Annotated in this window: 11 protein-coding genes; 9 read left to right on the top strand and 2 right to left on the bottom strand. The window is 66.7% G+C overall.

Annotated features, from left to right (window positions below; genetic code table 11):
* Window positions 1-90: 90 nt before the first annotated feature.
* Window positions 91-4,053 carry a phosphoribosylformylglycinamidine synthase gene (gene purL, locus GRB80_RS09935; RefSeq protein WP_161423470.1) on the top strand — a complete coding sequence of 1,321 codons (3,963 nt, stop codon included), beginning with the start codon at window positions 91-93 and terminating at the stop codon, window positions 4,051-4,053.
* A 190-nt stretch (window positions 4,054-4,243) separates the two neighbouring features.
* Here the strand turns inward: purL and GRB80_RS09930 are convergent, their stop codons facing one another.
* Window positions 4,244-5,392 (bottom strand): PQQ-dependent sugar dehydrogenase, encoded by a 1,149-nt coding sequence (locus GRB80_RS09930; RefSeq protein WP_161423469.1) that lies wholly within the window; start codon window positions 5,390-5,392, stop codon window positions 4,244-4,246.
* 283 nt (window positions 5,393-5,675) lie between these two features.
* Between GRB80_RS09930 and GRB80_RS09925 the strand changes: the two genes are divergently transcribed.
* The 8 genes from GRB80_RS09925 to radD all read left to right on the top strand — a co-directional run bounded on the left by GRB80_RS09925 (window position 5,676) and on the right by radD (window position 13,263).
* Entirely contained in the window at window positions 5,676-5,978 is a 303-nt protein-coding gene (locus GRB80_RS09925; protein WP_132045202.1) for an urease subunit gamma, read from the top strand.
* 38 nt (window positions 5,979-6,016) lie between these two features.
* Complete coding sequence (locus GRB80_RS16530; protein WP_306766920.1) at window positions 6,017-6,502, top strand: urease subunit beta; 486 nt, start codon at window positions 6,017-6,019, stop codon at window positions 6,500-6,502.
* The gene (locus GRB80_RS09915) at window positions 6,495-8,204 is read left to right on the top strand and encodes an urease subunit alpha (protein ID WP_161423468.1); all 1,710 of its coding nucleotides are present in this window, start codon (window positions 6,495-6,497) and stop codon (window positions 8,202-8,204) included. Before GRB80_RS16530 ends, GRB80_RS09915 begins: the two co-directional genes overlap by 8 nt.
* Before the next feature lie 12 nt (window positions 8,205-8,216).
* Complete coding sequence (locus tag GRB80_RS09910; protein WP_161423467.1) at window positions 8,217-8,891, top strand: urease accessory protein UreF; 675 nt, start codon at window positions 8,217-8,219, stop codon at window positions 8,889-8,891.
* An 85-nt stretch (window positions 8,892-8,976) separates the two neighbouring features.
* Entirely contained in the window at window positions 8,977-9,834 is an 858-nt protein-coding gene (locus tag GRB80_RS09905) for an urease accessory protein UreD (RefSeq protein WP_161423466.1), read from the top strand.
* 22 nt (window positions 9,835-9,856) lie between these two features.
* The gene (gene ureG / locus GRB80_RS09900; RefSeq protein ID WP_161423465.1) at window positions 9,857-10,609 is read left to right on the top strand and encodes an urease accessory protein UreG; all 753 of its coding nucleotides are present in this window, start codon (window positions 9,857-9,859) and stop codon (window positions 10,607-10,609) included.
* A gap of 92 nt (window positions 10,610-10,701) precedes the next feature.
* Window positions 10,702-11,292: a HupE/UreJ family protein gene (locus tag GRB80_RS09895; protein ID WP_161423464.1), complete on the top strand. Its 591-nt coding sequence runs from the start codon at window positions 10,702-10,704 to the stop codon at window positions 11,290-11,292.
* A 144-nt stretch (window positions 11,293-11,436) separates the two neighbouring features.
* The gene (gene radD / locus GRB80_RS09890; protein WP_161423463.1) at window positions 11,437-13,263 is read left to right on the top strand and encodes a DNA repair helicase RadD; all 1,827 of its coding nucleotides are present in this window, start codon (window positions 11,437-11,439) and stop codon (window positions 13,261-13,263) included.
* 52 nt (window positions 13,264-13,315) lie between these two features.
* Here radD and GRB80_RS09885 read toward each other — a convergent pair whose 3' ends face one another.
* Window positions 13,316-13,612: a PP0621 family protein gene (locus tag GRB80_RS09885; protein ID WP_161423462.1), complete on the bottom strand. Its 297-nt coding sequence runs from the start codon at window positions 13,610-13,612 to the stop codon at window positions 13,316-13,318.
* Window positions 13,613-13,672: the final 60 nt, after the last annotated feature.

The following is a 13,672-nucleotide window of genomic DNA, read 5'->3' as shown; positions in this document are numbered from 1 at the left end:
TTTCTTCCGCCACTGGCTTTCCAGTATCATGTGCGCTCTGTGCCGCAGGCCGCGGCCCCCGATCGTAAAGATTCTCAGAGGCTCCTGGATATGCTCGAACTGCGCGGCGCCCCCGCCCTCTCCGCCTTCCGTCATGCCAAGCTGCTGGCTGCCCTGCGTGATGACGTGGGTGACGTTGCCTCGCTGGGTGCGGAGTATGTGCACTTCGTCGACCATGCGGGTGAGCTTTCCGGCAAGGCCCTGTCCGTGCTGGAGCAGTTGCTCGATTACGGGGCCGAACCCCAGAGCGCTGGCGGTGATGCCGGCGAGGGCCAGCTCTTCCTGGTGGTGCCGCGCATCGGCACCCAGTCGCCTTGGTCCTCCAAGGCCACCGATATCGCCCATAGCTGCGGCCTGTCCCAGGTGAATCGCATCGAGCGCGGCATCGCCTACCGGGTCAAGCTCAAGGGCATGCTCTCCGAGAAGGCCTTCGAGAAGATCATCGCCATCCTGCATGACCGCATGACCGAGACGGTGCTGACCGACTCCAGCGATGCGGCACAGCTTTTCGCTCACCATGAGCCGGCCCCCCTGGGTAGCGTCGACCTTCTCGAGGGCGGGCGCGAGGCACTGGTGACCGCCAACGCCGAGCTTGGCCTGGCCCTGGCGGATGACGAGATCGACTACCTGGTCGAAGCCTTCCGCGAACTGGGACGCAACCCCACGGATGTCGAGCTGATGATGTTCGCCCAGGCCAACTCCGAGCACTGTCGTCACAAGATATTCAATGCCGACTGGGTGATCGACGGTGAGACGCAGACGCACTCGCTGTTCAAGATGATCAAGAATACCTATCAGGCCTCGCCGGACGACATCCTCTCCGCCTACAGCGATAACGCCGCGGTGATCCGCGGTAGCGAGGCACCACGCTTCTTCCCGGCCCCGCTGACCGGTCGTGAAGGGGAGCGTGCCACCTACGCCGGCCATAAAGAGCCGATCCAGATCCTGATGAAGGTGGAGACCCACAACCACCCGACGGCCATCGCTCCACACCCCGGAGCGGCCACCGGCGCCGGTGGCGAGATCCGTGACGAGGGGGCCACCGGCATCGGCGGCAAGCCCAAGGCGGGTCTCAGCGGCTTTACCGTCTCCAACCTGCGCATCCCCGAATTCGTGCAGCCCTGGGAGGCGTTCGACTATGGCAAGCCCGAACGTATCGTCTCGGCGCTTGAGATCATGCTCGAGGGCCCCATCGGCGGTGCAGCCTTCAACAACGAGTTCGGTCGGCCGAATCTCACCGGCTACTTCCGTACCTACGAGCAGGAGGCGATGGGGGCCAATGGCATCGAGCGCCGCGGCTTCCACAAGCCGATCATGATCGCCGGCGGCTACGGCAATGTCCGCGATGGCCACGTGCAGAAGGGCGAGATCCCGGTAGGCGGCAAGCTGATCGTGATGGGCGGCCCGGCGATGCTGATCGGCCTGGGCGGCGGGGCGGCCTCCTCCATGGCGTCCGGTGCCTCCAGCGCCGACCTGGACTTCGCCTCCGTGCAGCGTGGCAATCCCGAGATGGAGCGCCGGGCCCAGGAGGTGATCGACCGCTGCTGGGCGCTGGGCGAGAACAACCCGATGTGCTTTATCCATGACGTGGGCGCCGGCGGTCTCTCCAATGCGCTGCCGGAGCTGGTCAAGGATGGCGAGCGCGGTGGCCTGTTCGACCTGCGCGCGGTACCCAACGCCGAGCCGGGCATGAGCCCGCTGGAGATCTGGTGCAACGAGGCCCAGGAGCGTTATGTGCTGGCGGTGGCGCCGGAGGATCTCGCGACCTTCGAGGCCCTGTGTGCTCGTGAGCGCTGCCCCTACGCCGTGGTTGGCGAGGCCACCGAGGCCCATCACCTGACGGTGCGTGACGGCCACTTCGAGAGCCGGCCCGTCGACCTGCCGATGAGCGTGCTGTTCGGCAAGCCGCCGAAGATGACCCGTGACTTCCAGCGGCAGAGCCATGAGCTGTCGGGCGTGATGCTCGACAACCTCGACCTGCGCGAGGCCATGGATCGTGTCCTGCGCCTGCCCACCGTGGCCTCCAAGAGCTTTCTGATCACCATCGGTGACCGCTCGATCACCGGCCAGGTGGCCCGCGATCAGATGGTCGGGCCCTGGCAGGTGCCGGTGGCCGATGTGGCGGTGACCACGGCGAGCTTCGACACCCATGCCGGCGAGGCCATGGCCATGGGCGAGCGACCGCCTGTGGCACTGATCGACCCGGCCGCCAGTGCCCGCCTGGCGGTGGCCGAGGCGATCACCAACCTGGCCGCCGCGCCCATCGAGAAGCTCTCCGACATCAAGCTCTCCGCCAACTGGATGAGTGCCGCCGACCATCCCGGCGAGAACCAGGCGCTCTACGACGCCGTGCATGCCGTGGGCATGGAGCTCTGTCCGGCCCTGGGCATCGCCGTGCCGGTAGGCAAGGACTCCATGTCCATGCGCACCGCCTGGCAGGAGGAGGGCGACTCTGATGATGGCCAGGGCGAGGAGAAGAGTGTGACCTCGCCGCTGTCGCTGGTGATCACCGGCTTTGCCCCGGTCACGGATGCCATGCGCACCCTGACACCCCAGATCAATCTGGAGCAGGACGAGTCCGACCTGATCCTGATCGACCTGGGTGGAGGTCGCAATCGCCTGGGTGGCTCGGCCCTTGCCCAGGTCTACGGTCAGGTGGGGGATGAGTGTCCCGACCTGGACGACCCGGAGGACCTCAAGGCGTTCTTCGCGGTGATCCAGGGACTCAACGCCGAGGGCAAGCTGCTCGCCTACCACGACCGCAGCGACGGTGGCCTGCTGGTGACCCTGCTGGAGATGGCCTTCGCGGCCCATGCCGGTCTCGAGATCAAGCTCGACTGGCTGGTGGACGAGCCGGTGGAGGCCTTCAACGCGCTGTTCGCCGAGGAGCTGGGCGCGGTGATCCAGGTGAGCCGTGAGCACACCGAGGAGGTGCTGGCCCAGCTTGCCGCGGCGGGGCTCGAGACCTGTGGGGTCATAGCGCGGCCGCGCTATGACGACCAGGTGCGGGTGACCCTGTTCGAGGAGCCGCTGCTCGAGACCACGCGGCTACGGACCCAGCGCACCTGGGCCGAGACCAGCTATCGCCTGCAGGCGCTGCGCGACAATCCCGAGTGTGCCAAGAGCGAGTTCGACGGCCTGCTCGACGATCGCGACCCGGGGCTCTCTGCCACCCCCACCTTCGATGTCGACGAGGATATCGCGGCTCGCTATCTCCAGGCCCCCGGGCTCAACCTGGCACGGCCACCGGTGGCGGTGCTGCGCGAGCAGGGGGTCAACGGCCAGGTGGAGATGGCCTGGGCCTTCGACCGCGCCGGCTTCGAGTCGGTGGACGTGCATATGAGCGATATCCTGGCAGGCAGGGTGTCGCTGGATGAGTTCAAGGGCCTGGTGGCCTGCGGTGGCTTCTCCTACGGCGATGTGTTGGGTGCCGGCGGCGGCTGGGCCAAGTCGGTGCTGTTCAACGAGCGTGCCCGCGACCAGTTCGCGGCCTTCTTCCAGCGCGAGGACAGCTTCTCGCTGGGCGTGTGCAACGGCTGTCAGATGCTTGCCCAGCTCAAGGAGCTGATCCCCGGGGCCGACGCGTGGCCGCGGTTCGTGCGCAACGAGTCGGAGCAGTTCGAGGCTCGCGTGGCCATGGTCCAGGTGGAGAAGAGCCCCTCGATCCTGCTGGCCGGCATGGAGGGCTCGCGGCTGCCCATCGCCGTGGCCCACGGCGAGGGGCGCGCCGAGTTTCGTGACAGCGCCCACCTGCGCAAGCTGCAGGGCAGTGGCGAGGTGGCGTTGCGCTACGTGGACAACTACGGCCAGGTCACCACTCGTTACCCGGCCAACCCCAACGGCTCGCCCTCCGGCGTTACCGGGCTGACTACTCCGGATGGCCGGGTCACCATCATGATGCCCCATCCGGAGCGGGTGGTGCGTGCGGTGACCAACTCCTGGCGTCCCGCCGAGTGGACCCAGGACGGTGCCTGGCAGCGGCTGTTCCGCAACGCCCGCGTCTGGCTCGACTGATCGCTTAGCAACCCTCCGTACCTTGCGACGCCCGGGAGCACTTGTTCTGCCCCGGGCGTCGTCATTCTGGCTCACGTCGGTCTTCCAGTAGCAAGTCAAGGCGCACTCGGCATGCCGGTCGTTATCGCGATCCAGTCGAGTCGCGACAAGGCGGCCCCGGGGCGCTATGGGGCCAGGCTATGGGGCTACGTTAAGGGGCTACCGGCGTCAGCCGGTAGAGCGCACCATTCGTGGCGTCCTCGAGCAGATAGATGGTGCCGTCGGGTCCCTGTCGGACGTCGCGGATGCGTCCGATCTCGCCCTCCAGCAGGACTTCGTGTTCCACCACCTCATCTCCTTCCAGCGCCAGGCGGATCAGGCGTTCACTGGCCAGGCCACCGGCCAGAAAGTGACCCTGCCAGGCGGTGAAGGTGTCGCCGCTGACCTCGACCAGCCCCGAGGGGGCGAAGCGTCCGTCGAAGACATGCACGGGATCACGCATGCCCGGTGCGCTGTCACGACCGATGGGCTGATTGGTACCGTAGTCGTTGCCGCGGCTGACCACCGGCCAGCCATAGTTGTCGCCGCCCACCAGGCGGTTGAGCTCGTCTCCGGTACGCGGACCGTGTTCGGTGGACCAGGGGGTGCCATCCTTTGCGACGGTGAGACCCTGGGGGTTACGATTGCCCAGCGTGAAGAGCTCGTCGAGCACCGCGGCGTCGTCGACGAAGGGGTTGTCGGGCGGCACGCCGCCGGTGTCGGTCAGGCGCAGCACACTGCCGGCATGATCGCCGCCATCCTGGGCGCGGGGTGGCTCGCGCCCGCGGTCACCGATGCTCATCAGCAGCGTGCCGTCGGGCAGCCAGGCGAGTCGCGAGCCATAGTGGCGCCCGGGGGCGGAGAAACGGCCCTGCTCGAAAAGCGTCTCGATATGGGTCAGGGAGTCGTCGCCCAGCCGCGCCCGGGAGAGAGTGGTGGCGCTGCCACCGCTGCCGGGCTGGCTCCAGGTGAAGTAGAGCCAGTCGTGCTCACCATCGCCGAAGCGCGGGTGCAGGGCGAGATCGAGCAGGCCACCCTGGCCGCGAGTGCTCACCTCGGGGACACCCTCCAGGCGGGTCATCCGACCCGCCTGGTCGATGCGTGCCAGACGCCCCGGGCGTTCACTGACCAGCAGGTCGCCGTCGGGCAGAAAGACCAGCGACCAGGGGTGTTCGAGACCGGCGGCGATGCGCTCAAGGCGCAGCGTGTGATGATCGCTCTCCAGGCCCTCGATCAGGGCCTCGGCCGCCTGGGCCCAAGCGCCGAGGGTCAGGCCGCTCAGCAGCAGGGTGAGGGTCAGCCTGCGCAACATGACCGGCATATCGGGCCTCCTCCAGAATCGATTCGGGTTCTCACCGAACAGCATAGACCGGCATCCGCCTGTCGTGAGGCGACAGGCTGTCGAGGGGGCGTTACGAGTACTTCCACAAGGCCTGGCTCGGTAGCATGGCTTGGCCCCGTTTGAGAAGCGGCAATTCAACGTTGTGGCCTCTTGGGGGTGTGCTAGCTTGCTTGAGGGGTGACTGTTTATCCGAACGGCACGCTGGAGTCAGCTGGACAAAGGCGTCGTCTCGACTCTTGCCATAACGCTCAGGGGGAGTCCCATGTTTCTCAGTATGCACGAGCAAGAGCGGCTAATGATCTACACGGCCGGCAAGCTGGCGCTGGAGCGCAAGGAGCGCGGCCTCAAGCTCAACCTTCCCGAGGCCACGGCACTCATCACCTCGTATCTGCTCGAGGGGGCTCGCAATGGCGAAACGGTTGCCGACCTCATGGAGTCGGGGCGTCATGTGCTGAGCCGCGATGATGTGATGGAGGGGGTGCCGGAGATGCTCGCTCAAGTGCAGGTCGAGGCGACCTTCCCCGACGGCACCAAGCTCGTGACGGTAACGGGGCCGGTACAATGACCAGAAAACCATCCAATCCGTTCGGGCCACCCGAAAAGATGGCTGCCGATTCGCCGAAGGCGGAGCACGCCTCCGATGCGCCCGGTTACAAGATCGAGAAGCGCACACGCTCCTCGGGTGCCCATTCGCCAAGCGAGCCCCGTCGGCCCGGCTCCGGGGCGCGCCAGGCGCCGCGTCGTGAGTCGATGGAGCGGCTCGAGGAGAGCGACCCTCTGGTGCCGGGAGAGGTCCTCTACGGAGAGGGCGATGTCGAGATCAATGCCGGCCAACCCGTCACCACGATCAGGGTGATCAACGCCGCGGATCGCCCGGTGCAAGTCGGTTCGCACTATCACTTCGCCGAGGCCAACGAGGCGCTCGAGTTCGACAGGGAGGCGGCCTGGGGCAAGCGACTCAACGTGCTTTCGGGGGGCGCCGTGCGCTTCGAGCCCGGGGCCGTGGAAGAGGTAGAACTGATCCCTATTCGGGGGCGACGCATCGTGCCCGGTCTGCGTGGGCTCTGCCGAGGAGGTCTCGATGGGTAAGATTTCCCGTTCGGAATATGTGGCGTCGTATGGTCCGACCAAGGGCGATCGCATTCGCCTCGCCGATACCAATCTGGTCATCGAGGTCGAGGAGGATCGCTGTGGTGGCGGTGACGAGGCGGTATTCGGCGGCGGCAAGTCGGTGCGTGAGTCGATGGGGCAGTCCACGGCGACGCGTGCCGAGGGCACCCCGGATCTGGTGATCACCGGTGCGGTCATTCTCGACCACTGGGGCGTGATCAAGGCCGACATCGGCGTGCGCGATGGTCGTATTACCGCGATCGGCAAGGCCGGCAATCCCGACACCATGGATGGTGTGCACCCCGACCTGGTGATCGGTCCCTCGACCGAGATCATGGCGGGTAACGGGCTGATTGCCACGGCGGGTGCGATCGACACCCATGTGCACTTCGTCGGCCCCCAGATGATGCAGATCGCCCTGGCATCGGGTACCACTACCGTGCTGGGCGGTGGCACGGGTCCCACCGAAGGGTCGAAGGCCACCCTCGCGACACCCGGTTCCTGGTGGATGGAGAGGATGCTGGAGAGCTTCGATCCCTGGCCGGTCAACGTGCTGTTTCTCGGGCGCGGGAACACCATGTCCCACGAGGCGATGTGGGAGCAGCTCCGCGGTGGCGTGGGTGGCTTCAAGGTGCATGAGGACTGGGGTGCGACGCCAGCGGTCATCGATGCCGTGCTGCAGGTGGCCGACGCCTCTGGGGTTCAGGTAGCGATCCACTCGGATACCCTCAACGAGGCCGGGTTTGTCGAAGATATGCTCAAGGCGGTGGACGGACGCACCTTCCACTCCTTCCATACCGAGGGCGCCGGTGGCGGCCACGCGCCGGATATCATCCGCATCGCGGGCGAGGCCAACGTGTTGCCGGCGTCGACCAACCCGACACGGCCGTTCACTCGCAATACCGTGGACGAGCACCTAGATATGGTGATGGTGGCGCACCACCTCAACCCGCAGGTGCCCAACGACCTCGCCTTCGCCGAAAGCCGGGTTCGCGCGGGAACGATCGCGGCCGAGGACGTGCTGCAGGATCTCGGTGCGATCTCGATCATGTCCTCCGACGCCCAGGCGATGGGGCGGATCGGTGAGGTGGTGATCCGTACCTGGCAGACCGCGCACCAGATGAAGAAGCTGCGCGGGCCCCTGGCGGGGGACAGCAACGCCGACAATCACCGGGCGCGCCGCTATGTGGCGAAGTACACGATCTGCCCCGCGGTGGCCCATGGGCTCGAGAAGCATATCGGCTCCATCGAGGTGGGCAAGAAGGCCGACCTGGTGCTGTGGCAGCCGGCCCTCTTCGGCATTCGACCCACTATCGTCTTCACGGGAGGGATGGCCGCGACGGCCGCGCTTGGCGATCCGAACGCCTCGATTCCTACGCCTCAGCCCGTGCTCGAGCGACTCGGCTTCAATGTCTACTCCCCTGCGGCAGGAGCGACCAGCATGGCGTTCGTCTCCCAGGCGGCAATCGATGATGGGCTACCCGGGCGTGTGAATACCCACCGACAGTTTGTCGCCATCGAGAGCTGTCGCGGCAGGACCAAGATGGATATGCCCGAAAACCAGGCGCTGCCCAGGATCGAGGTCGATCCCAACACCTATGCGGTGAAGATCGATGGCGAGCTTGTCGACCACGAGCCCACCGATGACGTACCGATGGCGCAGCGATACTTTCTCTTCTAGGCAGGAAGGCATATGGCACAGGGACAGGCGGCGCTGCTTCTGCTCGCGGATGGTCGCTTGCCGGCAGGCGGCTATGCGCACTCCGGCGGGTTGGAGCCAACGGTTCAGGCGGGTAGGGTGTCGGACGCAGCGGGGCTCGAACGGTTTCTTGTCGGCCGAGCCGAAACCACGGGCTTCGTTGCCGCGGCCTTCGCCGCCGCCGCCTGTGAGCGTGTGGCGCGGGATGACACCGCGGCACTATCGGCGCTGGAGTCCGAGCTCGACGCACGCACACCCTCCCCGGAACTGCGCTCGGTGTCGCGAATCCTCGGCAGGCAGCTGCTTCGAGTGATGAGCACCATTCACCCCCATCCGCACTTCGCACGGCTCGGCACCGTCCCCCATCAGCCTGTGGTCATGGGGGTGGCCGCCGCGGCGCTTGGCCTCGGCCCTCGCGACGCCGCGCTGGCCATCCTGCACGAGAGCGTGGCGGGGCCGGCCGCGGCCGCGGCGAAGCTGATGCGAATCGACCCCTTCGATGTCCACGCCGCCCTCGCGCGGGCCACCGAACGGCTCGACCGCCTGGCAGACGCCGCCGCCAATCACGCCGATGCTCTCGCAAGCGAGCTGCCTTCGCGGGGGGCTCCTCTGAGCGATATCGCGGCCGAACACCACAGGAGCTGGAATGTACGCCTCTTTGCCTCGTGACCATTCATCTCACAAGCATTCATCTCATGAGCACTCGCCTCGTGAGCATGTGCTTCGTGATCAGGGTGCGAGACGGCCGGGTGCGATGTCGTCACGGGCGGTGCTGACCACCGAGGCAGACGCCCGGGCACGCTCGAGGGTCGGTGTATTGCGCTCCCAGGGGGCACTCGTCCTGCGTCCGGCCCATCCCAAGGAGTCGGAGCCGCTGACCCATCGTCGTCGCGAGGTGGCGCGTGTCATGCTGGCCGCCGGCGCCGCCGGACCGCTCGGCGGCGACGACTATGCGCTCGATGTGCATGTCGGGGCAGGCAGCACACTGGTGCTGACCGAGGCCTCGGCGATGCTGGTGCTGCCGGGCCCATGTGGTGGGCGTTCGCATATGCGAATCAATGTGCGAGTCGGCGAGGGCGCCACCTTGGTCTGGCTGCCGGAGCCGATCATCGCGGCTTGTGGCTGCGACCATGAGCATGACGTACGGGTTTGCCTCGAGCGCGGTGCCCGGCTGGTGATGCGTGAGGAGACGCTGTTCGGGAGGCACCGCGAACCGCCGGGAGATTTCCGCACCACCCTGCGGGTGACCCATGACGATGCCCCGCTCTATCACCAGCAGCTGTGTGTTGGACCGCAGGCCGATGGCTGGCGTGGTGCCGCGGTCGTGGGTGAGAACGGTGCCGTCGGATCGATCATTGCGGTCGACCCTGCATGGGAGAGCGGGACCCCGGCCACCTCCACCTTTCATTCCAGCGCCATCCTGGCGCCACTGCCGGGGCCAGGCATGGTCGTCAGCGCCGTGGCGCCCGATAGCCTGCAGCTTCGCCGGCGCCTGAGCGCCGGGCTCGACACGCTTGGGGCGCCGTGGGCACCCAGGGATGCCCCCCTGCCCGAATCCGAGGGCCACCGTGATGAGGTGGTCAGCCAAACTGAGCACACTGGTGCCGGATAAGCCGGCCATGGAGGAGAACAGCATGGCGAAGACAACCCCGACGAACGAGCATCGTGCACTGAGGATCGGTGTCGCCGGTCCCGTGGGAACCGGGAAAAGCTCGGTGATCGCGACGCTGTGCCGCAGTCTCAGCGATGAATTCGTCATCGGCGTGATCACCAACGATATCTACACCGACGAGGATGCCCGCTTCCTGCGCTCCGAGGGCGTGCTGCCGGCCGAGCGAATCCGTGCGGTGGAGACGGGCGCCTGCCCCCATACCGCGATTCGCGATGACGTGACCATGAACCTGATCGCCATCGAGGATCTCGAGCGTGACTTTGCCCCGCTGGACATCGTGCTCGTCGAGAGTGGCGGAGACAACCTCACCGCGACGTTCTCGCCGGCGCTTGTCGATGCACAGCTCTTCGTGCTCGACGTCGCCGGAGGCGGCGATGTGGCGCGCAAGGGCGGCCCCGGCATCGGTGGGGCCGATCTGCTGGTCATCAACAAGGTCGATCTCGCCGAACATGTCGATGTCGACGTCGGGCAAATGGTCGCGGATGCCGAAAAGGCCCGCGAGGGGCGCCCGGTACTGGCGATATCACGCAAGCGCCCCGAAACCACGAGCCAGCTGTGCGACTGGGTGCGGCAACTTTATCGCGCCTACGTCGATGGCAGTCATGCCCCGGTCGATCCCGGCCCCATGGCGCCGCACTTTCATGCAACAGACGATGGCGGTCACGTACACAGCCACGAAGGGGGGCATACCCATCACCATCATGGTCATGAGTGACGCATGCAGATACGCGGCCACCAGGCTTACCACGGCGATCAGCGCCACAGGCGGTTGAGGTCATACCCTTGGGTCAAGGTAGGAGGAGTAACATGCAATCACATGAATTGACGCGATGCATCGGGTGGGGCGCGGCCCTTCTGTTGTTGCCAGCGCTGGCTTATGCCCATGTCGGCAGCGGCTACTCGGGAGGGATGGCGCAGGGCTTCCTGCACCCCTGGATGGGCATCGATCACATGGCCGCCATGCTCGCGGTCGGCCTCTGGGCCGCACAGCGAGGCGGGCGTGCCATCTGGGCCGTGCCCGTCAGCTTCATGGTGGTCATGCTGCTCGGCGGCGCGATCGGCATGGCGGGGATCGCCCTGCCATGGGTCGAGCCGGGCATCGTGGCGTCGGTGCTTGTCCTCGGCCTGCTGGTTGCGGCGGCGGTGCGTCTGCCGCTGCTGGCGAGTAGTGTTCTGGTTGGTCTGTTTGCGGTGTTCCATGGCCATGCCCATGGCACCGAGATGCCGGCGATGACGTCGGGGCTGGCCTACGGTATCGGCTTCGTTCTCGCCACCGCGGCTCTGCATGGCTGTGGTGTGGGCCTGGGTCGCCTCGCCAGGCGCTGGGCCAGCCCGCGTGTCGCGCAATATGCCGGCGCCCTGATCGCCGCCTTCGGGCTCTATCTCGGCTTCGCCTGACCCCTGGGTGGCCTAGCGACGCAGCAGGCGTGAGTGACCCTATCCGCTGCGTTGCCGAGACGTGCGAGGCGAGAAGTGTGAGCCGAGCTGACGAGGCCACCGTCGCCCGGTAGACTGGCGCCCGCTCAGTGTGAGAGGTGCCTGATGTCCGAAAAGCCTGTGCCAAGCCTGCGCCCCTATCAACGGGAGGCGGTGGGGCGCGTCATCGAGCACTTCCGTGGGTCCGACGACCCGGCAGTGGTGGTGCTGCCCACCGGCAGCGGCAAGTCGCTGGTGATCGCCGAGCTGGCGCGCCTGGCCCGCGGGCGGGTGCTGGTGCTGGCTCATGTGCGTGAACTGGTGGAGCAGAACCACGCCAAGTATCTGGCCTACGGCCTCGAGGCCGATATCTTCAGCGCCGGCCTGGGGCGCAAGGAGGCCGAACGCCAGGTGGTGTTCGGCTCGGTTCAGTCGGTGGTGCGTGGTCTGGATCGTTTCGCTTCTCCGGCCTCGGGGCAGGGCAATTTCACCCTGCTGGTGATCGATGAGTGCCACCGTGTCTCCCCGGCGGAGGATGCCAGCTACCGTCGGGTGATCGAGCGGCTGCGCTCCGCCAACCCCCGGCTCAAGGTGCTGGGGCTGACGGCGACGCCCTATCGCCTCGGTCAGGGGTTCATCTACCACCGCCACCATCACGGCATGGTGCGCGGTGAGGCCGATTGCTTCTTCCAGGAGTGTGTCTTCGAGCAGCCGCTCAGGCTGATGGTCAAGCAGGGCTACCTGGCCGAGCCGGTGAGGGTGGACGCGGCGGTGGAGCGCTATGACTTCTCGGCTCTCACGCCGACCACGAGCGGGCTCTTCCGGGAGGAGGAGCTCAATCGAGTGGTCGCGGGCCACCGTGCCACGCCGGGCATCATTGCCGAGGTGATCGAACGAGCCCGGGATCGCCAGGGGGTGATGCTGTTTGCCGCCAGTGTGGCCCATGCCGAGGAGATCCTCGGCTATCTGCCGGCAGAGGAGTCGGCGCTGATCACCGGCGAGACGCCCTCGGCCGAACGTGAACGGATCATCGACGCCTTCAAGGTGCGCAAGCTGAAGTACCTGGTCAATGTGGCGGTGCTGACCACCGGCTTCGATGCGCCGCATGTCGACCTGATCGTTATCCTGCGCCCCACCGAGTCGGTGAGTCTCTACCAGCAGATCGCCGGCCGCGGGCTGCGCCTCTCGCCGGGCAAGCGCGACTGCCTGATCCTCGACTACGCGGGCAACCCCTGGGATCTCTACGCCCCCGAGGTGGGATCACCCAAGCCGACAGGCGACAGCGAACCTGTGCAGGTGGAGTGCCCGGCCTGCGGTCATGCCAATCTCTTCTGGGGCAAGCGCGACGGCGACCTGGTGATCGAGCATTTCGGGCGTCGTTGCCAGGGGCTGGTGCTTTCCAATCGCGCCCGACCCCGCGCGAAAAGCGTAACTTCAACGTCGACGTCGACGGCGATGGAGCAATGTTCGTTTCGCTTTCGTTTCAAGGTGTGTGGCGACTGCGGCGCCGAGAACGATATCGCCGCCCGGCGCTGCCATGGCTGCGGCGTCCAGCTGGTGGATGCCGACGACAAGCTCAAGGAGGCGTTGCGCCTGCGTGACGCCCGGGTGCTGCGGGTCGCCGGCATGCAGCTGGAGGCCACCGTCAACGGCCGCGGCCTGCCTCGCCTCAAGGTCACCTACCATGACGAGGATGGCACGACGCTAGCCGAGTGGTTCGCCCTTGAGACCCCAGCCCAGCGTGGCGCCTTCGCCGCGGCCTTCCTGCGCGAGCATCTGCGCGTCCCGGGGGTGCCCTTTCGGCCTGAGACCCCAGAGCAGGTGATCGCCGAGCGTCACCGCCTGCGTCATCCCGACTTCGTGGTGGGACGCAGGGTGGGGCGCCACTGGCAGGTGCGCGAGAAGCTGTTCGACTATGTCGGGCGCTTTCGCCGGGCGGTTGAGGCGGAGTAGGGCGGCTGGCTAGTCTGGGGAGCAGGCGAGCCGCATCCAGGGTGTCGGCGCTTCAGGCGTGCGGGTCGTCGTCGTTTCCCGGTTCGTCATGTTCCCTCTGCTCCTGAAGATAGCGGTCCCGGTGGGCGCTGGAGCAGAACCACTCGCCCTGCGCGCGCTGGGCTTCGCTCTCGGGTACATGCACCTGGCACCAGGCGCAGCGCACCATCTGGTTGCCCCGGGAGTCGTCTCGGTCGTCCTCCAGCAGCGCTTCACGGTCCAGCTTCCACTCGCGGTACATGCGGTATAGCTTGAGGCCAGCGAAGAACAGCACGGCGAAGATGATCAGGCGTATTATCAAGAGGTTCATCCGGGTGACTCCCAGGTGGGGTGGTCGGCTTTGCCAGTCGGCCGCCCATGCGGGACAATG

The organism is Halomonas icarae (assembly GCF_009901955.1).
GTDB lineage: Bacteria > Pseudomonadota > Gammaproteobacteria > Pseudomonadales > Halomonadaceae > Halomonas > Halomonas icarae.
This window is presented reverse-complemented; position numbering and strand designations above follow the sequence as displayed.